A 20,155-nucleotide genomic window follows, 5' to 3' on the forward strand; every position below is an offset into this window, starting at 1 on the left:
GGGACGTGTCCCCGCAGTCCACATGAAAAAAGCCGCTCCGGTTTCCCGGAGCGGCTTGATTGATAGAGCGACGGTCACAGACCGCCGCTACAGATTACTTCTTCTTGGCGGCGCGCTTTTCCTCGATGGCGGCCTGAGCGGCGGCGAGGCGGGCGACCGGCACGCGGTAAGGCGAACAGGAGACGTAGGCGAGGCCGAGCTTGTGGCAATAGACCACGGAATCCGGGTCACCACCGTGCTCGCCGCAGATGCCGAGCTTGATGTCCGGACGGGTCTTGCGGCCCTTGGCGACGGCGATTTCCATCAGCTGGCCGACACCGGTGGTGTCGAGCGTAGCAAACGGGTTCTTCGCGAAGACGTCGTTCTCGACGTATGGCAACAGGAACGCGCCCATGTCGTCACGGCTGATGCCGAGCGCGGTCTGGGTGAGGTCGTTGGTGCCGAAGCTGAAGAACTCGGCGCCTTCCGCGATCTGGTCGGCGGTGAGGGCACCGCGCGGGACTTCGATCATGGTGCCGACCTGATATTCGAACTTGATCTTCTTTTCAGCCATCACCTGCTTGGCGACGTTGTGGACGATTTCCGCCTGGAGATCGAACTCACGCTTGAAGCCGACGAGCGGGATCATGACCTCGGGCTTCACCTTGATCTTCTTCTTCGCCACGTCAGCGGCGGCTTCGAAGATGGCGCGGGCCTGCATCTCGGTGATTTCCGGATAGGCAATGCCGAGACGGCAACCGCGGTGGCCGAGCATCGGGTTTTGTTCATGAAGTTCGGCGCAGCGCTGCATGATGGTTTCCACCTTCACACCGATTTTCCGCGCGAGGTCCATTTGCTGCTCTTTGGTCTGGGGAAGGAACTCGTGAAGCGGCGGATCCAACAGACGAATGGTCGCCGGGAAGCCCTTGAGCGTGGTGAAGATGCCGGTGAAGTCCGCACGCTGATAGGGCAGGAGCTTGGCAAGCGCCGCTTGGCGGGCTTCGAGCGTGGTGGCGAGAATCATCTCGCGCATCGCGTCGATGCGGTCGCCTTCGAAGAACATGTGCTCGGTGCGGGTGAGTCCGATGCCAGTGGCACCAAAGGCCATCGCGATACGGGTCTGCTCCGGCGTGTCGGCGTTGGTGCGAACGGCCATGCGGGTGGATTGCTCACACCACTTCATCAGTTGGAGGAAGCTCTTGTATTTCTCGGTTTTGACGGCGGCCTTGTCGCCGCTAACAATGCCGGAGATGATTTCCGATGGAGCCGTCTTGAGCTCGCCGCCATAGACGGTGCCGCTGGTGCCATCGATGCTCATGTAGTCGCCTTCCTTGAAGGTCTTGCCGGACGCGGTGACGGTCAGTTTTTCATAATTGATTTCAACGCCGGCAGCACCGCAGACGCAAACCTTGCCCATCTGGCGGGCAACGAGCGCGGCGTGCGAGGAGACGCCACCTTTGGAAGTTAGAATCCCTTCGGCAGCGATCATGCCGCGAAGGTCTTCCGGGCTGGTCTCGGTGCGGACGAGGAGAACCCGCTCACCGCGGGCTTCGGCGAGCACGGCGCGCTCGGCATTGAGATAGACCTTGCCGGACGCGGCACCCGGGCCGGCGGGCAGGCCGGTCGCGATGACCTTGGCCTTGGCGGCTTCCGCGATGTCGAAGATCGGCGCGAGGAGTTGGTCGAGCTGGTCGGCGGGGTTGCGCAGCACGGCGGTTTCCCAGTCGATGAGTTTTTCCTTCACCATGTCCATCGAGAACTTGAGGGCGGCGGCGGCGGTGCGCTTGCCGTTGCGGGTTTGCAGCATGAACAGCTTGCCTTCCTGCACGGTGAACTCGACGTCCTGCACGTCCTTGAAATGTTTCTCAAGGATGGAGCGGACTTTCATGAGCTCGGCAAACGGCTTCGGCATCGCGGCCTTCAGTTTGCTAACGGGCTCGGGGGTGCGGACGCCGGCGACGACGTCCTCGCCCTGGGCGTTCATGAGGAACTCACCGTAGAATTCGTTGACACCGTTAGCCGGGTTACGGGTGAAGGCCACGCCGGAACCGGAGGTTTCGCCGGTGTTGCCATAGACCATGGCCTGCACGTTGACGGCGGTGCCCCATGCGGCGGGGATGTTATACTTGCGGCGATAGACGATCGCGCGGTCGTTCATCCAGGAACCGAAGACAGCACCTGCGGCACCGCGGAGCTGGTCCCATGGATCGCTCGGAAAGCTGTGGCCGGTGCGCTTTTTGACAAGGGCCTTGAAGCGCTTGACGAGCTCTTTCTGGTCGTCCGCGGTGAGGTCGGAGTCGATGATGTCCTTGCCGTATTTGGCGTGTTTGAAAGTTTCGATTTCGACTTCGAAAGGCTCGTGGTCCTCGCCTTCGGCCTTCTGCACACCGAGCACGACGTCGCCATACATCTGGACGAAGCGGCGATAGCAATCCCAGGCGAAGCGCTCGTTCTTGGTGACGGCGGCGAGGGATTTCACGGTCTCGTCGTTGAGGCCGAGGTTGAGAACGGTGTCCATCATGCCGGGCATCGAGTCACGCGCGCCGGAGCGGACTGCGACGAGCAGCGGCATGCCGGTGGTGCCTCCGAACTTGCAGCCCATGATTTTCTCCATGTTCTTCACACCGGCTTCCATTTCCGCCTGGAGCGAAATCGGATAGGTGCGCTTGTTGTCGTAGAAGTAGGTGCAGACCTCGGTGGAGATCGTGAAGCCCGGAGGCACCGGCAGGCCGATGCGGGTCATTTCGGCGAGGTTGGCGCCCTTGCCGCCGAGAAGGGGCTTCATGGTGCCGTTGCCGTCAGCCTTGCCGGCTCCCCAGTTGTAAACGTATTTGACCTTCTTGGTGGAGACTGCCTTCTTCGCCGCGGGTTTTTTGACCGCGGACTTGGCGGCTTTCGGAGCGCTTTTCTTGGCTGCTGGTTGAGCGGCCTTCTTTTTAGTTGCCATCGTTGTGGTGATATCGAGTTAGGAGCGTTGACGACTGGAAGCTTGGGAAATAACTCCCCCGGCCCAGCGCAAGGCGCGGGAGGCTATGCAGCCGGCCTAGCGGTGTCAACGGGACAGTTGCGCGAAAAACGCCTCGCAAAAGGCCCGGAAACGACCGTCTGAGGACCCGTTTTCGCGCCGGTAAATCCTTGCAGAATTGACTGAAAAAAGGAGCAACAACGGTCGCAGCCGGACAGGCAAGAGGCGAGACGCCTCTGCAACGGTCTGGCGCGAGACGCGCCAGCCACCTTCCGGCCCGAGCATTTTCAGGAAATCCTCATGCGCGGCTGAAAATCAGCGCAGCCCCCGGAGCAGCAGCTCGGCGTTGGTCTTGGTGGCCTTCAAATTCGAAAGCAAGGTCTCGATGGCGTCGCCGATGGGAAGTCCGGCGAGCTGCTTGCGGATGTCCACGACCTTGAGGAACTCGTCGGGATGATAGAGCCGGTCGTCGTTGCGGGTGCCGGACTGGGGGATGTGGATGGCGGGATACACCCGCCGCTCGGCGAGCTCGCGGTCGAGGCGGACCTCCATGTTGCCGGTGCCTTTGAATTCCTCGAAAACCACGTCGTCCAGACGGCTTTCGGTTTCCACGAGGGCGGTCGCGAGGATGGTCAGCGAGCCGCCTTCCTCGACATTGCGCGCCGTGCCGAAAAACTTGCGGGACTTTTGCAACGCCACCGGGCTGACGCCGCCGGAGCCGATCGGCCCGCCCTGCATCGCCGAGTTGTGGCCGCGGGCGAGACGGGTGAGGCTATCCAACAGGAGGATCACGTCCTTGCCTTGCTCGACGAGTCGCTTGGCCCGTTCGATGACCAGATCCGCGACCTGCGCGTGGCGGCGGGGAGACTCGTCAAAGGTCGAGGCGAACACCTGTGAGCCGACGGTTTCCTCGAAATCGGTGACTTCTTCCGGCCGCTCGTCGAGCAGCAGGATGATCAGCTCGGCGTCCGGGTGGTTCATGCGGATCGAGCGGGCGATCTGCTTGAGCAGGATCGTCTTTCCGCCGCGCGGCGGTGCCACGATGATCCCTCGCTGTCCCTTGCCGAGCGGCGCGATGAGATCGATGGCGCGCACGCCGAGAAAATCAATCCCCTCCCCTTCCAAGTGAATCCTTTGATCCGGGAAAAGCGGCGTGAGGCGGTCGAATTCCTTCGGCGCCTGATAGTCGGCGACGGGCGTGCCTTCGACTTCGATGAGTTCGTACCCGGAGAGGTATTTGCCACGCTCGCGCGGCGAGCGCACCCGGACTTTGACCCGCTGCCCCATGCGCAGACCATGGTCGCGGACCAGGTTCGTGCTGAGGTGGATGTCGTCCGGACCGGGGCGGAAGCTGCGTTGCGGATCTCTCAGCATCGCGAAATTATCCTTCCCCAGCTCAAGGATACCCTCGCAGACCAGGCCCGTGCCTTCGTAGCCGTAAAAGCAGAGCAGCTCGTAAACCAGCTGGCTTTTCGGGATGCCTCCTTGGATTCTGGCAGGCACCGCCTCGGCCATCGCTTGCAGCTCGGCGAGCGACTTGAGGCGGAATTGATTGATATCGATGGAAACCGGCACCGATGGAAGGGTGGCGGCGGCGGTCGCGGATGGGGATTCCGGAGCTTGGGAGTCGTTGGGAAGAGTCATGAGAAAGGCTTGGGAGAAACGGCGGACTTGAGAGCGGAGCACGGCGGGCGGACCTTCGTTCCAAAAAACCACATCCGCGCGGGACATTTTTTCCTGAACCGGAAGTTGGGCGGCGAGGATCGACTCGATCAAAAGATCATCGAACCCACTGCGCGCCTTGAGCCGCTGAATCTGAGTGGAACGGGAAGAAGCGACAACGAGCACCTGGGTCTGGCCGAAATCGAATCCCTTCTCAAAGAAGAGCGGAACGTCTGCGACGAATAATTCCGCCCCCCGTTTACCAGCCTGTTCGAGGGAATCAAGACATTCCTGACGCACCCGCGGATGAAGGATCGCCTCCAGCCGGAGCCGGGCGGCGTCATCGGCGAAAACCCGGCCGCGCAGGAAGTGCCGGTCGATCCTACCCCGCTCATCGAGCGCCTCGCGGCCGAAGGCCTCGGACACAATCGCCGCGACCTCCGCATCCGCCTCCAGCAAGCGGTGGACCGCCTCGTCGCAGTCGAAAATCGCCACCCTCGGCAGCCACTCGCGCAGCAAGCGGCAAACCGTGGATTTCCCCGAGGCGATTCCGCCCGTCAGTGCCATCACTTGCATGGGAAAAGCATGCATGGGCATGAGCTGCAGAGGCAAGATTCAAGATTCAAGAGGCAAGATTCAAGGCCGAGCGGCTCTAAAATCATACCAGCTTCATGAATTAAAGCGACGGACTGGGGTAGGAAGAGTCTCAAAGTCAAAGGTCTAAGGTCAGCTCAGAATTCGCGGCTCTTCGACTTTTGACCTTCAGACATTCGACTTTTAGACTCATGGTGCAGCTTGCGATTTGGCACATTATTTTGTGGAAGCGGTATGACACCCCTCAAATTCCGCTTGCTTGATTGCAAATTGAAAGACAGAGTATCAATATGCAAGTTTACCAACGGGTTTTGTCTGCCGAATTGCGTCAGCTCCTCGATCATTTCCCGGCGGTGGCATTGACCGGGCCGCGGCAGTGCGGGAAGACGACCCTGGCCCGGCAGCTTGAGGAAACCATCGGCAAGCCATGCCTCTACCTGGATTTGGAAAATGCCTCCGACCGGCTCAAACTCACCGATCCCAGCGCGTTTCTCGATCCGCAGGCAGAGCGTCTTGTCATCCTCGACGAAGTTCAACGGATGCCCGATCTTTTTCCGCAACTTCGCGGAATCATCGACAGACGACGGACGGCTGGCCGCTTTCTCCTACTGGGTTCCGCCTCACCGCTTCTGCTCCGACAGTCGAGCGAGTCGCTGGCGGGGCGCATCGCGCATGTCGAACTGACACCGCTGCAGATCGCGGAAGTCGGGAGAAACCAACTCTCGAGGTTGTGGGTTCGCGGCGGATTTCCCGATAGCTTCCTCGCGGCGACGGATGCCGTTTCATACCGATGGCGGGAGGAATTCATCCGCACCTATCTGGAGCGCGACATTCCGCAGCTTGGTTTCCGGGTTCCTGCCGAGTCGCTGCGTCGCCTCTGGCAAATGCTCGCCCATCATCACGGCGGAGTCCTCAACAAGTCACAGCTCGGCCAATCGCTCGATGTCACTCATGCCACCATCGGCCACCATCTCGACATGCTCGCGCAAACCTACATGGTGCGGACTCTGCCGCCGTTCTTGCCGAACTTGAAAAAACGCCTGGTGAAAAGCCCGAAGATTTATGTGCGGGACAGCGGACTTCTTCATGCCTTGCTGGGCTTGGAAAGCGAGGGCGACTTGCGAGGTCACCCGGTCTTCGGCGCGTCATGGGAAGGATTCGCGCTTGAACAGGTCCTCCAAGCTTATCCCGGATGGAAGGCCAGTCACTACCGCACTGCCACCGGCGTCGAGCTCGACCTGGTGCTTGAAAAGGGCACGCGACGGCTGGCTTTCGAATTCAAAGCCTCTTCCGCTCCGGCCGTCACTCGCGGGTTTCATCAGGCCGTCGAAGACATCCGCCCGCAGCATACATTCATCGTCGCGCCGGTGGACTCATCCTATCCCATCGGGGAAAAGATCACGGTTTGCCCGCCGAGCGACCTTCCTGTGGGTTAGCGGAAACCATGGACCTGCATGGCCGTGAGCGGCAGACGCAAGATTCAAGAGGCAAGATTCAAGGCCGAGCGGCTCGAAAATTATACCAGCTCTATGAATTAAAGCGACGGACTGGGGTAGGAAGAGTCTCAAAGTCAAAGGTCTAAGGTCAGCTCAGAATTCGCGGCTCTTCGACTTTTGACCTTCAGACATTCGACTTTTAGACTCATGGTGCAGCTTGCGCTTTGTCAGCCTCACTCGGGATTTTGCCCGGCGGCGGCACCATCGATGGCGGCCTGGTCCTGTTCCGGGGGAGCGAGCTTCAAGGCTTCGAACCGTTCGAGCGCAGCCCGGCGGAGCTCATCGGGAGTCTCGGCCAGCGCCTCGTTATCCAGCAGGAAGGCAAGCTGCTCCAGCACCTGGGTGCGGATACTTTCCTCGCCGTGGTTCATGAGGCCGAGATAGCCCTCGATTTGCTGCTTGGGCAGGTGACTGCGGTTGGCGAGCGCGTCTAAATAGCGCTGGGCCAGGGGCTCCGGCAGGGAGGGGTCGGTCGCGAGCGCGGCAAAGGCCGTGAAGTCGAGGTTCAGGCCGTGTGCCAACGCCTCGTCGCGCTCGTCCTCGGAAAGCTCACGGCTGCGGACGATCCCGCACAACCCTTCCGCCGCCTGATGCTCGGACAGCGAGGTGTCCGTGAGAAGGCGTTCCACCTGAGGAAACTGGCTGGAGACCGAAGCGTCTTTCACCGCCGTCCTCGTGAGCGAGGAGCGGGTGGGCCGCCGGGGTGCCGGGGATTCCGCGCCGGCAAGCGGTTGCGACGGAGAATTTCCAGCCTCGCTTGCGTCCGCCGGATTCGCCGCGCCGCCCATGGCAGGAGCACTTTCAGGACGCCGTCCCAGGATTCCAAGAACCACGAACAAGGCGGCCGCCAACACCAGCACGGCGCCCGCCAGCCACCAGCGGTTCGGGGAAGAGGTTGTTTTGCTGTTGCGGGTGCTCATCGGAGGCTCGGTCGCGCGTCATAATTTGTGAAAACGTGGCTGGAGCGTCTCGCTCCAGTCCGTTGTCCGGGCGTCTCGCCCGGATCCGATAGGCGCGGGGCGAGACGCCCCCCGCAACGGTCTGGCGCGAGACGCGCCAGCCACTTTCCTGCTTGAGCATTTCTGCAAATCCTCATGCGCGGCAGTATCAACCGGATTTCCCGCCGATCAGCGGAATTCCTGCTTAATGGTGTGTTTGATTCCGGCGATCGTGATCTCCGCCTCGCGGCGGGCATTGGTGACATTGAGAGTCACGCTGATCACCACCGTGCCGTTGCCGTTGCCAAGCGTCGTGGCGCTCGGTCCGGTCTCACCGGCCGCGCTGCTCACCGTGGCGGTGATCCAGTTGACCGAGGAAGGAATCACCACCGCCCAAGCGCCCGCTGTGCCGACAGTGACCGAATAAGAGGTCGCTGCCGCAGAGATGGATTTGTTCAGCGGGGAAACCGAGGTGATTTCGGGATTGATTCCGGAGGTGTTGGGATCGACCACGAAGTCGCCTGCGGAGAGACCGCTGGTGTAGTAACCCTTGAACGTTTTACTTTTCTGCACCACCACCGCATAGCCCTTGGACGGCGCATTCAAGAGGCTGCGGGTCGCGTCGGTGCGGGTATAGCTGAGAGTCAACAAACCGGAACTCGACGTGAAGGTCGCCTTGGAGCGGTCATTCTGGGTGGCGGGGATGGTCATCTGGCCGTTCGTCGCCCAAGTGCCCACTTTTTGCACGCCGTCGAAGTTTCCGCCCACCCAGCTGAAGACTGAGTTATTGGCGCTCGGAGAGAAGCTCGCCAGTGGCAGCACGCCAGTGATTGGCGGATAGTAGCGGGAACCCGTCAGCTCGCGAAGCTGGTCAAAGCCCGACGGGAACAAGCTGCCCGTCGCTCCGACGGCGCTGAACAAGCGCACTGAGCCAGCGAAATCGCTCTGTCCCGACAGGTCCTGAAGCTTGAGAGTTCCGAGCAACACCGTGCGGGCCTTGGAGCTGCTCCGGCTGAACAGCGGGATCAGATCGCCATCCACGATCGGCGCGGAATACGAGCTGCTGCTGCCGTCCGGAAGATAGATCTTGAACGCCACCTGGCCGCTGGTGCTGATCGAACCGGTCGCCACGGCGCTGCCGGATGGACCGGAAGCACTGGTGAGCAGCGCGGCCTCGAAGGTCACCTTGCCGGCTGAGGAGTAAGCATAGGACTTCGAGTAGAGCGTGTGGCGCAACTGGAAGTAAAGCGTGCCACCCGTGCGGGTCTTGAAGTTGCCCTCGATGTAATACTTGTTCACGCCCTGTTTCACCAGGTTCATCTGGACGGAGATCAGGCCGCTCGTCGGGTTCGGAACACCGGTGAAGGCTCCCGTGGCCGAGAAGGTGCCTTTGAACGAGCTGTCCGCCACCAGTCCCAGCAGCGACGAGGAGAACGAGCCTTTGGTCGAAAGCCGCAGGTTCTGCTTGAAGGTTTGACCGCTCCTCGGATCGAACATCAAGCCCGCGTAATCCCCGCTGACCAGGCTGTTGCTGAATGGAATCGTTTCCGTTTCCGTTCCAGGGCCGAAGGACGGCGTGTTGGGATCCGTTTGAGTGAGGTTGAGTTCGTCGGCGTCATTCACGCCGTCGCCATCGGTGTCCTTCTTATCCGCCACCAGTGGGTCGGTTCCGGCATCCACTTCGGCACCGTCAGGGCGGCCGTCGTTATCAGAATCCACGAGGAGCGGATTGGTCCCCAGCGCGACCTCGTCGCTATCCGAAAGTCCGTCGTTATCGGTATCTTCATCAAGCGGATTGGTGCCGGTATTTGAGGCCGAAGCAAAGGTGCCGGTATTGGTTTCAACGCCATCCGAAAGTCCGTCGCCGTCGGTATCGGCATTGGCTGGCTGGGTGGGGGGGCGCTCAAGCAAGTAGCCGCGTAAAGTGGCGATTTGGGCGGTCTCCCACGTGAAAGTGCTGCCAGCGCTGAGGAAAACGCCCTCTTGGGAGTTGACGCGATTCCCAGGAAGGAGGTCGCTGGCCCAATTGACATAGGCGCCGGGAACGGGGGAAGAGACGCGACCGGAGAATTGACGGATCGAAGCGGTGGCAGTGGCTCCCGTCCCAGCACCGGTGATGGTGACGACAGGTGCCGATGTGTAGTCGGATCCGGGGTTGAGAATCGCGATGCCAGTGACTTGGCCGGCAACGACCGTGGCGACAGCGGTCGCACCCGTTCCACCACCGCCGGCAATTGTGACAGTGGTCGTATTGGTGTAGCCTGTGCCGGGAGCGGTCACCGCCGCAGCGGAGACATTACCATTGGCGGCGAGGGTCAACACGGCAGTGGCAAGAGCACCGCCGCCATTGCCACCGGAGATGGTGACGGTGGGCGCGGCCGTGTAAAAAGTCCCGCCATCTCCGGTAACGGTGATGGACTGAATCCGCCCCGCGCTGAGAGTGACAGCGGTAGTCGGACCGGTGCCTAAGGAAACTGTGGCTGCAGCTCCGGAGCCACCGCCAACGGGAGTGAAGCTGACACCTGTCGGAGCAACGGTATAGGATCCCCTGCTGGTGATGGTAACACCCGTCACCACACCACCGCTCACGGTCGCGATGGCGGTGGCACCACTGCCAGTGCCGCCGGTGAAACTCACCGTTGGGGGATTCACATACAAGGAACCACCAGCCGTCACGGTGACCGAGGATACTCCAGATGCTCCCGAGAATGAAACTACTGGTGGACTGGTGAAACCGTATCCGGCATTGGAAACCACAACGCGGGAAATTCTCTGCGAGAGGATTGATGCGACCGGATTGCTCAGGGTGAGCGTGCGGGCTGCGGAATCGATGGCGGTGATCGTCGTTCCCGAGGGCACGCCGGAGGCGACAAATGGCCGCCCAACCGTCAAGGCACCGACGTTCACCACATTGCTGACGGTCGAGCTGCCGGGAGTCAAATCGCCAAAGACGGCGGAACCCAGTTCGGAAAGGTTGATGGGAATGGCAAGAGTGGAGCCGAAATCCGCCCACTGATAGCGCCCATCGCTGCGGACATCTTCCGCGCCGATCCAGAGTGGATTGGCGAGGGTAACGGTGGGATCATAATTATTTGGCAGCGGGTTTGGCAGAGCCGTAGTCAACAAACCACGCTTGACCTGGTAAAGCTTGTCCAAGCTGTCGATCACGACCACTCGGCCGCCCTTGGACGCCGCATCAGCTAACGCGGCCTCGTAGGTGAATGTGCCGGCCACGATCTGGAAAGGATACAGTTCATTCCGGTCAAGGATGCCGTCGCCGTCGGTATCGGTGTCGTACGGGTCACTGCCTACGACGAGTTCCTCGCTGTCAGACAGGAAGTCGGAATCAGCATCCTGAGCGTAAGCCGGAAAGCAAACAGCTAGAATGCCGATGAGCGGCAGGGTGCGGGCGAGATAGGGCTTCATGATGGGGCAAGGAAAATTCGAGTTTTGTGCGAGGAATCGGGTGCTGGAAGGAAAGGGACGGGAAGCAGGCGGGGCGGGAGCTGGATGAGGAGTGGGAGTGGGTCTGTTTCAAGGCCGCCCGCAGGAGGCTTCCCCGGCCCGCTGGCGAGCGGAACCGGGAGAAGCGCCCCGGATGCGCTTAGAGCGGCGGCAGCACCCCGCCGCCGAGATCGGTGCCGGCACCGGCCGGAACCGGGACGGATTGACCGGCGTCCGCGCCGCGGAGCGGACGGCCGGTGGCGTCGATGATCTGCGCGGTGACGAAGATGATCAGGTTGCTCTTGATGCGGTTCTCGCCCTTGGATTGGAACAGGCGGCCGATGATCGGGATGTCGCCGAGAATCGGCACCTTGTCCTCGACGTTCTGGACGTCTTCACGCATCAGGCCGCCGACGGCCACGGTGTAGCCGTCATAGATGGTGAGCGCGGTGTTGACGCGGCGGACCGAGAACACCGGCATTTCGATGCGGTTCTCAGTGAGGGTGACGGTGTTGGGCTCGGAACCGATCACTCCTTGGGTGATATTACCCGCGGCGTCCACGATGTCACCGAAAATACTGGTGGTCACCGAGGTCTGGATGGGGCTGCCATAGTTGATGAAGCCTTCGAATTCGACGATTTCCGGCACGAAGCGGAGGTCGATGACGAAGTCGTTCTCCCCGATGGTGGGCTCGATTTCGAGGGTGACGCCGGTGTTGCGGGTCTCGAAAGCGGTTGGCGTGGCCGGGGTCACCGGGATGGTGCCGCCGCCGCCGCCGCCGCCGCCACCAATGCCACCGCCTTGATCATTGCCACCGCCGACGGAGTTTGGAATTTCCGGGGGTTCGTATTCGGTCGGGTAGATAAACTCACGGATGATCTCGATGGTGGCTTTCTGGCCGGATTTGGCGGTCACCGAGGGAGCGGTCATCAAGTCAGTGCCCTTTTTCTGGGACAGGCCGCGCATGATCATCTTGACCTCGCCGTCCGAGAACAGACCGGTCATCGACATGATGCCGGGGGCGACGTTCGCCTGTTGGGCGGTGCGGCTCGGGTTGTTGAGGATCGCGTCGATGCTGTTGCGGTTGAGGGCGGTGTCACCGCTGCGGTTGCCGTTGGTGACGATGTTGCTGACGTCGCTCTCGCCGAGCAGAGGGACCCCGGGAATGCCCGGACCGGTGAAATCATTGCCGGTGCGGGCCGGCTGATTTCCCGCGGTGCCGCCGGCACCGAAGACGTCGCCGCTGCCAAACGGGCCGACGATCCAGTCAAAGCCGAGCTCCTCGTTGTTTTCCTGGGAGATTTCGACGAACTTGGTGGTGATCTTGACCTGTTTGGGCTTGGTGCTGCTGATCGTCTGGACGAGCTGCTCGATCTTGTCGAGTTCGGTCGGGGTGTTGGTGACGAGGAGGACGCCGGAGTTGCTCAAGGTGGCGGAGCTGCCGGCTTCGAAGGCGATGCCCGCGCCCTTGAGAAGTTCGAGAATCGGCTTGCGAGCGGTCAAAGTCGCGGCACCGGTTTTGGTCTCGGCGAATGGATCGGCTGCGGCACCACCGCCGCCGTCGCCTCCGCCACTGCTGTCCAGCGCGGTGTTGAAGTCGGGCGGCACGCGGAAGGTGCGGGTGAAGGTGTCTTCACCGCCTTCGGTGAGCGGCACCAGGGTGACGGCGAAGTCATCCACTTTGGTGCGGAGCTTGGTTTGGTCGCAGATGTATTTGAGCGCCACGGCGAGCGGCACGTTGCGAATCCGGAGCTCGCGAACCCGGAGCGCGCCTGGATCGCTGGCGGCGAGCGGCAGACCCTCGGCTCCTCCCGCCGGCAGTCCGGCATCGCCGGCAGCCGCGGTTGCGGCGCGCGGGCGGCGGATGACGAAGTTCACGCCTTTGCGGGCGGGGTCGAGCTCGGTGGTGTCGAGCTCGGCGGCACGCAGACGAAGGAAATCAATCGCCTCCTCAACCGTGGTGTCCTCGAAATCAATCCGGGGAATAATGATCCGCTTGAGCTTCTCGGTGATGTAGGCGACTCCCGAGCTGACGGCGTCCGAACCGAAAGAGGTCTGGTCCACGACAGGTGCTTCCGCAGGCACCGAGAGTTCCCAGGCGGCATCCACCTGGCTGAGAAGTTCGGCGCGGGTCTGGTCGTAAGCGGCGCGGTAGTAGTCGGACTTGGCGGAGGCGATCCTCTCCAGGCCGCGGCGGGCGGCGGAGTTGTAGGAATCCACGCGCAGGACGTTGTTGTACTCGTTCTTGGCTTCGTCGTATTTGCCCAGATTGAAATAGCCCTCGGCGGTGTAAAGCCCGCGGCGCACCTTGTCGATGTTCTGGGTGTGCTCGAAGGTGAGGGCCGGGTTGGTGCGGATCGGATCGTCGAGATAACCGAGTTCCTGTTTGGCGGCGCCGTTTTCGGCATCGACGGCGAGCACTCCTTCGAGCAGCGTGCGGGCTTCCGGATATTTGCCGACCTTGCGGTGTTGCATGGCGAGAGCGACGCTGGCATCGCTCAAATGCGCGATGTAGCTCTGACGGCGGTCCGCAACCATCGGCGCGTCAGGAAGGCGGTCGAGCGCCTGCCGGTATTTGTCCACCGCCTGCTGATAGTCGCCCTTGGCGTATGCCTCGCGGCCTTCGTTCAAGAGCGCGTCACCTTGTGCGACCGCATCCTGGCGGCGGATCATTTCGCGCTGGGCAAGGCCGCTGAGGCCGGAGCTGCCTTCGCCGGCATTGGCCACCGTGACGGTGACGGGCATGGAGGATGCCACTGCCATCAACACGAGGGCGGTGTGGCTGGATCGGTAAATTGGCGTTTTCTGCATGGTGAGATAGAGTTTTCTGGCGATGTTTTAGAGGTTTGGAAAGCGATTTGTTGAAAGATTCTATTCTGCGGCTGCGGCGAGGCCGCCCTTGCCGATCTGGAAGGTTTTGATCTCCCCGGCGGGGTTGGTGTATTCGACGGTCACCGACTCGGGAGTGACGACCTTGGCGAGGTAATCCTTTTTCGGGCCGTCGGGCGGAAGGGCGAATTTGGTGTTCTCCTCCACTTTGAACTCCTTGCCATTGAGGCCGAGCGCTTCGAGCGAGAAGACGGCCGTGCGGTCGTATTTCAGATGCTCGTTCCTGCGCTGCTCCGAGAGCGGCGCGGGGATCTCATAGATCACGCCCTTTTTGTTGGGACGCTGGTCCTCGATCCGCACGATGGTCACTTCCATCTCGATGTTGATCTTCTTGTTGAGTTCCTTGCGCACTTCCGAGCCGAGGAGCTTGAAGCGGTCCTTCATCGGCGGTTTGGCGAAGAAGAGTCCGTCGGGAGCGATCAGGTCGGCCCCTACGGCCTTGTTGACGCCGCCCTTGTCGTCCTGATAGTTGAACGGGAAACTTCCATCCGATCCATATCCGGGACGAAGCACCCAAGTGAGGCTTTCGTCCTTCACATACATCAGCTTGGCGATCAGGGAAGGAAGTGACTTGGCGCTGTTGGGATCGGTCTTGGCGTTGAATTCCTCGAGGTTGGAGAAACCATCCTGGTCCGGGTCCCGATTCGGAGAATCCGCGAAACCGGGGTCGAGGCGGTTCTCAATCCACCAGATGTTGGGAATCGGCGGGTGGACGGGCGCGTCCTTGAGCAGGTCGATGGGCTTTTCCGGCGCGAGACTCGAGATAAAGAGCGGAATGCCGGTGAACAGATCCACGGGGCGGTCGCCGTCAAGCGCCTGGTTCCAGGTGCGGTCGAGCTTGAGCGAGGCCAGGATCTTGGGGATGAGGTCGGCGTCGCGGACGGCGGCGTTGTTGTTTCCCTGACCCTTGAGGCCGGTGCCGAAGTCTTGCTCGACACTTGAGAACTTGGAGTAACCCATGAAGGCGAGGCCGAAGGCGAGCGCCACGGTTCCGCCGAGGGCGGCTTTTTCGTAATTCTTAGCAAACCAGGACATGGTTGGGAGATGGGCGGTTGTCAGGGTTAAGGAAGTTTCTTCGCGGGAAGAAATTGGAGGACGTCGAGCCGGAGAAACACTTGGACCTGCTCGTTGCCAAGAACTTGTGCGAGAATCCGGCTGGAGTCCGCGGCTTTGGGAGCTGCCGGTTCCGGAGCGGCCGCGGGATCGGCGGCGGGGGCGGCGGCATCATCGCCCGGCAGCACGAATCCACCGCCGAAGACATCCGCGGCAGAGGCGGCCTTGGACGGGGCGGGCTTATCAAACTTGGCGTCGGCGGTGCGCGGCGGATCCTTTTTCTCGTTGGTGACGCGCAGCGAGCGGATCACGACGAACTGGTTCTCGGGCTTGGTGATGGAGGAAAGGAACTCGCGCGCCGATTTCTCGGGTCCGACGAAGGTGATTTCCAGAGGAAACGGCCGTGCGGCGGCGGTGGCGGAAGGCGTGTATTCCTTCCCCTCTTCCTCGGGCAGGGCGGGGCGGTGGAGGTTCTTCAGGCCGGCGGGCTTCGCCTTGGCCAGTTCAAGCAGCAGGTTCTTGATGGCACCGAGCTGGTAGTCGAGAACCCCGGTCGTCTTGGCGGGAGCCAGCGCGGTCTTGTAGTTCTCGAAGCCGACAAAAAACGCTTCCGGCACGGTGGCGTCGGCATCCTCGAAGGCCTTGCGGACTTCGGTCTTGGCGGCCAACAGGCGGGTCGTGAATTCCTGGGGAGTGATGTTGGTGATTTCCTTGGGCTGGAACGGCGCGAAGGCGGCTTGCAGGGATTCCACCGATTGGCGGTAGCCCTCAAGCGCCTTGCGCTTGGCGTCGCGGTTGGCGGGTTGCGGGTAGAGCTCGGTGCTTTCATAACCGACGACCTCGGCCGCGGCGGCATCGAACTTCTCCTTGGCCTGGGCGTAGCGGCCGGCCCCTTGGGAGCCCACGAAAAACAGCAGGATGGCTCCCGCGAGGGTTCCTCCCCCGAGGGCGACGATGAACTTGTTATCCTTGATCCAACTCATATTTCAGATGGCAAATTGTTGACGAATCTCACTTGATCGCGATTTCGCGGACCAAAGGCAGGGTGATTTCAAAAGGCAGGCCCAACTCGCCGGCCTTGCCCGCCACGGTGATGTTGAGGATTTGGTCGTCGTTGAGAACGATCTCGGCACCTTTGGCATTCTTGATTTTGAAGCGGAAACCGGTGGATTGGTCGCGCAGGTTTTTCAGAAGCTCGGAGACCACGTTCTGGCTTTTGGCCGTTTCGCGCCAGTAGCCTTTGATCCGGACGGCGTTGGCGGTCACGGTAGTGGCGGCGGGACTCGGCCTTTTGCCTTGGGCGGGCGCTTCGATCTTGAGATCGACCAGCGAGGAGCTGCCATAGGCGGCGGTCGGGAAATCGGGTTTCACGATGGATTTGCCGGTCTGCTCCTTGGCGTCCGGCTTGCCGCTGGCGATTTTCGCACCCGGCGGCGGCGGAGTGTAGCCGTGAAGGGGCTCCAAGTCGGTCACCCAGACCGCGTCGCTGGCGAAGGCGCCGCGGACTTCGGCCAACAGATCCATCCAGACCACGTGGCCGGCTTCCGCATCGGTGTATCCCGTCGCAATCTGGCGGAGATGGTCCTCCTTTTTCAAAAGCTGATCGATATCCGCCTTGAGCGGCGACAGCGTCTCGCGCGTGTCTTCCATGGCCTGGGCCTCTTCCGCCGCTTTGGAGGCGGCGATGTTTTCGAAGGCCGCCCACACCGCGATCCCGCCCAGCAAGACGACGGCGGCGGCGACCAGGAACGGCTTGCGCCGGTCCGCCGCGCGCGATTGCTCGACGACGTGGGGCACCAGATCGATGTTGATGGCGGATTTGCCGATGCCGCGCAGGCCGAGGCCGACGAGCTCGCCCATCAGGTGGCCTTCTCGTTGGACGTCGGCCGGATCGACATTCTTGCCGATGGTGACGTTTCTGACCGGGTTGAAATACTCGACCGGAAGGTTGAGCTTCTCTTGGAAAAACTCGAGAGCGTAGGGGAGATTGGCTCCACCACCCGCCAGAAGCACCCGCCGGGGAGCGCTTCCACCGTGCTGGCTGCGGTAATAATTGGTGGTGCGGGCGATTTCCGCGGGAAGGCGGGTCAGCGAGTTGCGGATGACCATGGCGAGCGCGGCCACCGCTTCGTCCAATTGCTCGGTGTGGCCGCCGCCTAGGGCGACGAGGCCGTTGGCGATCTTCTGGTGCTCGGCCTCCATGAAGGGAATGCCGTATTCCTTGGCGATGGCCGCCGTGACCGCCGCACCGCCGATGGCAATGCTGCGGGTGAAGAAACGACGGCCTTCGATGTAGAGGAGGTTGCTCGTTTTCGCCCCGATGTCGATCAGCAGAATCGGCTCTTCGGGATTGCCGTAAGTGGCGCGGAAGGCGTTGTAAATCGCCATCGGGGCGACATCGACTTCCGCGGTGCCGAGGCCGCTGTCGTTGACGGCGGCGTTGATTTCATCAAGCGCGTCGGCCTTGATGGCGACGATGACGACTTCCTTCTCGGTCGCGCCTTCGATGAGCTCGTAATCCCAAACGACTTCCTGCAGCGGGAAAGGCACATGCTGCTGCGCCTCGAAAGTGACCAACTGCTCGATGTTGTCTTCTTGCAGCGGCGGGAGCTTGACGAAGCGGGTGAAAACCGACTGGCCGGAAATCGCGTAGCGGGCCTTGACCTTGCCGACTTTGAGGCGCTGGGCGAGATCGGCGATGGCCACCCGGGTCAGGGAGATTTTGGAAGCGTCGAGCGCGGGATCCGCGACGATGGTTTCGGAGCCATAAGCCGTGAGGGTCAAGCTGCCGCTTTTCGAGACTTCGAAAACGGCCATGCCGATGCGCTGGGATCCGATGTTGAGTGCGACGGTCGTCTGATTGTCAGCCATGATTCGATAGAGATAGGAGAGAAGGCTTGGAGAGAGGGAAACGGCGGCAGATCCGCTCAGCGGCGTTCCATGCTGACTTCCGCATAGCGGTCCCACCACATCGGTGCGAAGGGCGTTTCGGCCTTGTTGAGAAGCGGCACCTTGTCGCTGCGGGAAATTTTGTCGGAAGCCGCGTTCCACCAGCCGGGTTTGCCCTTGCTGGTTTCCTGGGCGACTTTCTCACCGTTGATGAGCACCTCGTAGCCGACGTATTCGACCGAGGACTTGCCGGCGCGGTCGGAGCCGGTGAGCCGCTTGATCGACGACGGGGAGAGATAGACCGAGCAGTAAATGTCTTCCGAAACAGGCACGTTGACGTAGTCGATGTCCTTGGTGAAGAGCAGGAAGGTGCCGGACTTCTCGGTGTTTTTCACCGCGATGTACCACTTCACGGTGATCTTGTCGCAGGTCTTGGTGGGAGGCTCCGGGCTGAGGGAGATGTTGAGCTTGGCCTCGATTTCGAGCCAGTCCTTGGGCTTGAAGGCCTTGTTTTTGACGCCTCCGAACTCCGGCGAGGGAATGTCGTCGAAGGACGGCTTGTCACCAAGAACCTTGGCGGCCTGCCCGGAGGCGCTCCCGATGGAGAGCGCGGCGATGAATGCGGAGGCGGTGATTGCGAAGGATTTGCGTAGCAGAGCGTTCATGCGGTGGGGGTTTGAAGGACCCTACTGAGTTGGGTTTCGGGTTGACGAGAGAAAATGGCGGATTCCGGATAAATTTTGTTTGCTGCAAACACATTTGCTTCTTGCGGCGTTCACAAGCGATTGACGAGCCGCGCTTTGCCACGCATCACTTCGCCATGGCGCATGTTGAATTTTCGCGGGAAGCCCCTCAGCCGTGGGTCGTCGGGAGCCTTGGCAGCTCGCGGGACCTGCGCGAGGCGTCCGCCACGGCGGTCCGGGAGTCTTGTGACATTGCCGAAATCCGGCTGGATCTTTTACACGCCGAGGGCGTGGAAACCGACCCGGCGCGATGGAGCCACCTATCAGATATCCCCCTGCTGTTCACCGCGCGGCGGATCGAGGAGGGCGGCGCGCTGGCGATCGGACCGGACGCACGGATGGACTTGCTGCGGGGCGCGCTGGACCAGGCGGCGTGGATCGACATCGAAGTGGCGAGCATCCGCGAGATGGGCGCCCTTCTGAGGGAGCTCGCGGAGCGGCAAATCCCGTGGATTGCCTCCTATCACGATTTCAACCGGCTCCCGGAAACCGCCGCGCTGGAAGACGCGGCGCGGCAGGCGCAAGACGCCGGAGCCGCGGTTTTCAAGGCCGCCGCCCGACTCGCCTCACCGGCGGATCTCGCGCGGCTGGCGGATTTCCAACTGGCGGACCACGGAATCCCCGTCGCCACCATGGGCATGGGACCGCTCGCGCCGGTCTCGCGCCTGCTGTGCGCGCAGTGCGGCAGTCTGCTCAATTACGGCTACCTCGGAGCCACCGCGACCGCCCCCGGCCAGTGGGACAGCGCCTTGTTGAAAACCGCCATCTCGCGGCTGGTTCCGGTCCGCCTCTAGCAGGGCACCCGGCGGCCCCGCAGGACGGCGTGTTTCTCTTCGCCGACCGCTTCGACGAGATCTACGGCATGCGCCGCGGCGGGACCGACGGCCGATGGAAACACATCCGCCGTTCCACCCCGCAACCGCCCGCCGCGGCCTACTGTCACTATCAGTTTTCCTGGCCCTCGATGCGGAAGAACAACTTGCCGCCGCTGGCCGCGCTGCCCACCACCGTGCCGTTACCGGCGATGGGCGAGGTTGGGATCCGTGGAAACGGGAGTGACATTGGTCCAGTTGGAGGCATCGGTCCAAGTGCTGTCGGTGCCGCCGGTCCAGACGAATTGCCCCGCGATGGCGGAGGAAGAGACGGCGATGACGGGCGGATCTTGAATCATGTCGCCTCGCTCTTCCCCGTGAGCGGATTGTGCCAGCGGAGTCCGGGAGGCGCAGGAGCTTGCGGATCACGCGCCCGCAGCTTCGCGGATCGCTTCGAGTTCTTCCCAGCGGGTGTAGAGCTTGGCGACCTTGGCTTTGTCGGCGTCCAGTCTCGCGACCAGCCCGGGGATTTCGGCGAAGCGTTTGGCTTGGAAATCCGGATCATGCAGCATGGCTTCCAGCGCCTCGGTTTCCTGCTCGATGGCAAGGATGGCGGTCTCCATGCCTTCGAGCTCGTTCTTCTCGTTGAAGGTGAGCTTGCGGCCTTTTTTCACAGCGGCGGCTGGGGCG

Annotated in this window: 12 protein-coding genes and 1 pseudogene; 2 read left to right on the forward strand and 11 right to left on the reverse strand. The window is 61.9% G+C overall.

Going from position 1 to position 20,155, the window contains the following annotated elements:
- Window positions 1-94: 94 nt before the first annotated feature.
- Window positions 95-2,926, reverse strand: a complete 2,832-nt coding sequence (gene ppdK, locus AC4DF4_RS04205) for a pyruvate, phosphate dikinase (RefSeq protein ID WP_490046865.1) — start codon at window positions 2,924-2,926, stop codon at window positions 95-97.
- Window positions 2,927-3,259: 333 nt separating this feature from the next.
- Window positions 3,260-5,182, reverse strand: coding sequence for a transcription termination factor Rho (gene rho, locus AC4DF4_RS04210; RefSeq protein WP_490046866.1), 1,923 nt, complete (start codon window positions 5,180-5,182; stop codon window positions 3,260-3,262).
- Between the two features lie 308 nt (window positions 5,183-5,490).
- On the opposite strand from rho, the gene AC4DF4_RS04215 reads away from it, so the two are divergent.
- A complete protein-coding gene (locus AC4DF4_RS04215) occupies window positions 5,491-6,636 on the forward strand; it encodes an ATP-binding protein (protein WP_490046867.1) in 1,146 nt (381 codons plus the stop codon).
- 233 nt (window positions 6,637-6,869) lie between these two features.
- On the opposite strand, the gene AC4DF4_RS04220 is transcribed toward AC4DF4_RS04215, so the two are convergent.
- The 7 genes from AC4DF4_RS04220 to AC4DF4_RS04250 form a co-directional block, all read right to left on the reverse strand.
- Complete coding sequence (locus tag AC4DF4_RS04220; protein ID WP_490046868.1) at window positions 6,870-7,616, reverse strand: hypothetical protein; 747 nt, start codon at window positions 7,614-7,616, stop codon at window positions 6,870-6,872.
- Window positions 7,617-7,823: 207 nt separating this feature from the next.
- Complete coding sequence (locus AC4DF4_RS04225) at window positions 7,824-11,060, reverse strand: hypothetical protein (RefSeq protein ID WP_490046869.1); 3,237 nt, start codon at window positions 11,058-11,060, stop codon at window positions 7,824-7,826.
- A 178-nt stretch (window positions 11,061-11,238) separates the two neighbouring features.
- Window positions 11,239-13,890: an Amuc_1098 family type IV pilus outer membrane protein gene (locus tag AC4DF4_RS04230; protein WP_490046870.1), complete on the reverse strand. Its 2,652-nt coding sequence runs from the start codon at window positions 13,888-13,890 to the stop codon at window positions 11,239-11,241.
- A gap of 60 nt (window positions 13,891-13,950) precedes the next feature.
- Window positions 13,951-15,003, reverse strand: a complete 1,053-nt coding sequence (locus AC4DF4_RS04235) for an Amuc_1099 family pilus-like system protein (RefSeq protein ID WP_490046871.1) — start codon at window positions 15,001-15,003, stop codon at window positions 13,951-13,953.
- Window positions 15,004-15,029: 26 nt separating this feature from the next.
- On the reverse strand, window positions 15,030-16,004 hold the full coding sequence (locus AC4DF4_RS04240) for an Amuc_1100 family pilus-like protein (RefSeq protein ID WP_490046872.1): 975 nt from the start codon (window positions 16,002-16,004) through the stop codon (window positions 15,030-15,032).
- A gap of 28 nt (window positions 16,005-16,032) precedes the next feature.
- Window positions 16,033-17,892: an Amuc_1101 family PilM-like pilus complex protein gene (gene mul2B / locus AC4DF4_RS04245; RefSeq protein ID WP_490046873.1), complete on the reverse strand. Its 1,860-nt coding sequence runs from the start codon at window positions 17,890-17,892 to the stop codon at window positions 16,033-16,035.
- A 56-nt stretch (window positions 17,893-17,948) separates the two neighbouring features.
- On the reverse strand, window positions 17,949-18,575 hold the full coding sequence (locus tag AC4DF4_RS04250) for an Amuc_1102 family pilus-like protein (protein ID WP_490046874.1): 627 nt from the start codon (window positions 18,573-18,575) through the stop codon (window positions 17,949-17,951).
- A 101-nt stretch (window positions 18,576-18,676) separates the two neighbouring features.
- Here AC4DF4_RS04250 and AC4DF4_RS04255 point away from each other — a divergent pair, with 101 nt between their 5' ends.
- Window positions 18,677-19,447, forward strand: a complete 771-nt coding sequence (locus AC4DF4_RS04255; RefSeq protein WP_490046875.1) for a type I 3-dehydroquinate dehydratase — start codon at window positions 18,677-18,679, stop codon at window positions 19,445-19,447.
- A gap of 221 nt (window positions 19,448-19,668) precedes the next feature.
- Here the strand turns inward: AC4DF4_RS04255 and AC4DF4_RS04260 are convergent, their stop codons facing one another.
- Window positions 19,669-19,824 carry a hypothetical protein gene (locus AC4DF4_RS04260; RefSeq protein WP_490046876.1) on the reverse strand — a complete coding sequence of 52 codons (156 nt, stop codon included), beginning with the start codon at window positions 19,822-19,824 and terminating at the stop codon, window positions 19,669-19,671.
- A 66-nt stretch (window positions 19,825-19,890) separates the two neighbouring features.
- Window positions 19,891-20,155, reverse strand: a pseudogene (locus AC4DF4_RS04265) (hypothetical protein); the annotation flags it as partial.

The organism is Luteolibacter sp. (assembly GCF_058122085.1).

Excerpts from the sequence above, each read along its gene's own strand:
- AC4DF4_RS04240 (WP_490046872.1), bottom strand. The coding sequence starts at position 16,004 with ATGAGTTGGATCAAGGATAACAAGTTCATCGTCGCCCTCGGGGGAGGA.
- AC4DF4_RS04220 (WP_490046868.1), bottom strand. The coding sequence starts at position 7,616 with ATGAGCACCCGCAACAGCAAAACAACCTCTTCCCCGAACCGCTGGTGG.
- AC4DF4_RS04260 (WP_490046876.1), bottom strand. The coding sequence starts at position 19,824 with ATGATTCAAGATCCGCCCGTCATCGCCGTCTCTTCCTCCGCCATCGCG.
- AC4DF4_RS04235 (WP_490046871.1), bottom strand. The coding sequence starts at position 15,003 with ATGTCCTGGTTTGCTAAGAATTACGAAAAAGCCGCCCTCGGCGGAACC.
- rho (WP_490046866.1), bottom strand. The coding sequence starts at position 5,182 with ATGCAAGTGATGGCACTGACGGGCGGAATCGCCTCGGGGAAATCCACG.
- ppdK (WP_490046865.1), bottom strand. The coding sequence starts at position 2,926 with ATGGCAACTAAAAAGAAGGCCGCTCAACCAGCAGCCAAGAAAAGCGCT.
- AC4DF4_RS04250 (WP_490046874.1), bottom strand. The coding sequence starts at position 18,575 with ATGAACGCTCTGCTACGCAAATCCTTCGCAATCACCGCCTCCGCATTC.
- AC4DF4_RS04230 (WP_490046870.1), bottom strand. The coding sequence starts at position 13,890 with ATGCAGAAAACGCCAATTTACCGATCCAGCCACACCGCCCTCGTGTTG.
- AC4DF4_RS04225 (WP_490046869.1), bottom strand. The coding sequence starts at position 11,060 with ATGAAGCCCTATCTCGCCCGCACCCTGCCGCTCATCGGCATTCTAGCT.
- AC4DF4_RS04215 (WP_490046867.1), top strand. The coding sequence starts at position 5,491 with ATGCAAGTTTACCAACGGGTTTTGTCTGCCGAATTGCGTCAGCTCCTC.
- mul2B (WP_490046873.1), bottom strand. The coding sequence starts at position 17,892 with ATGGCTGACAATCAGACGACCGTCGCACTCAACATCGGATCCCAGCGC.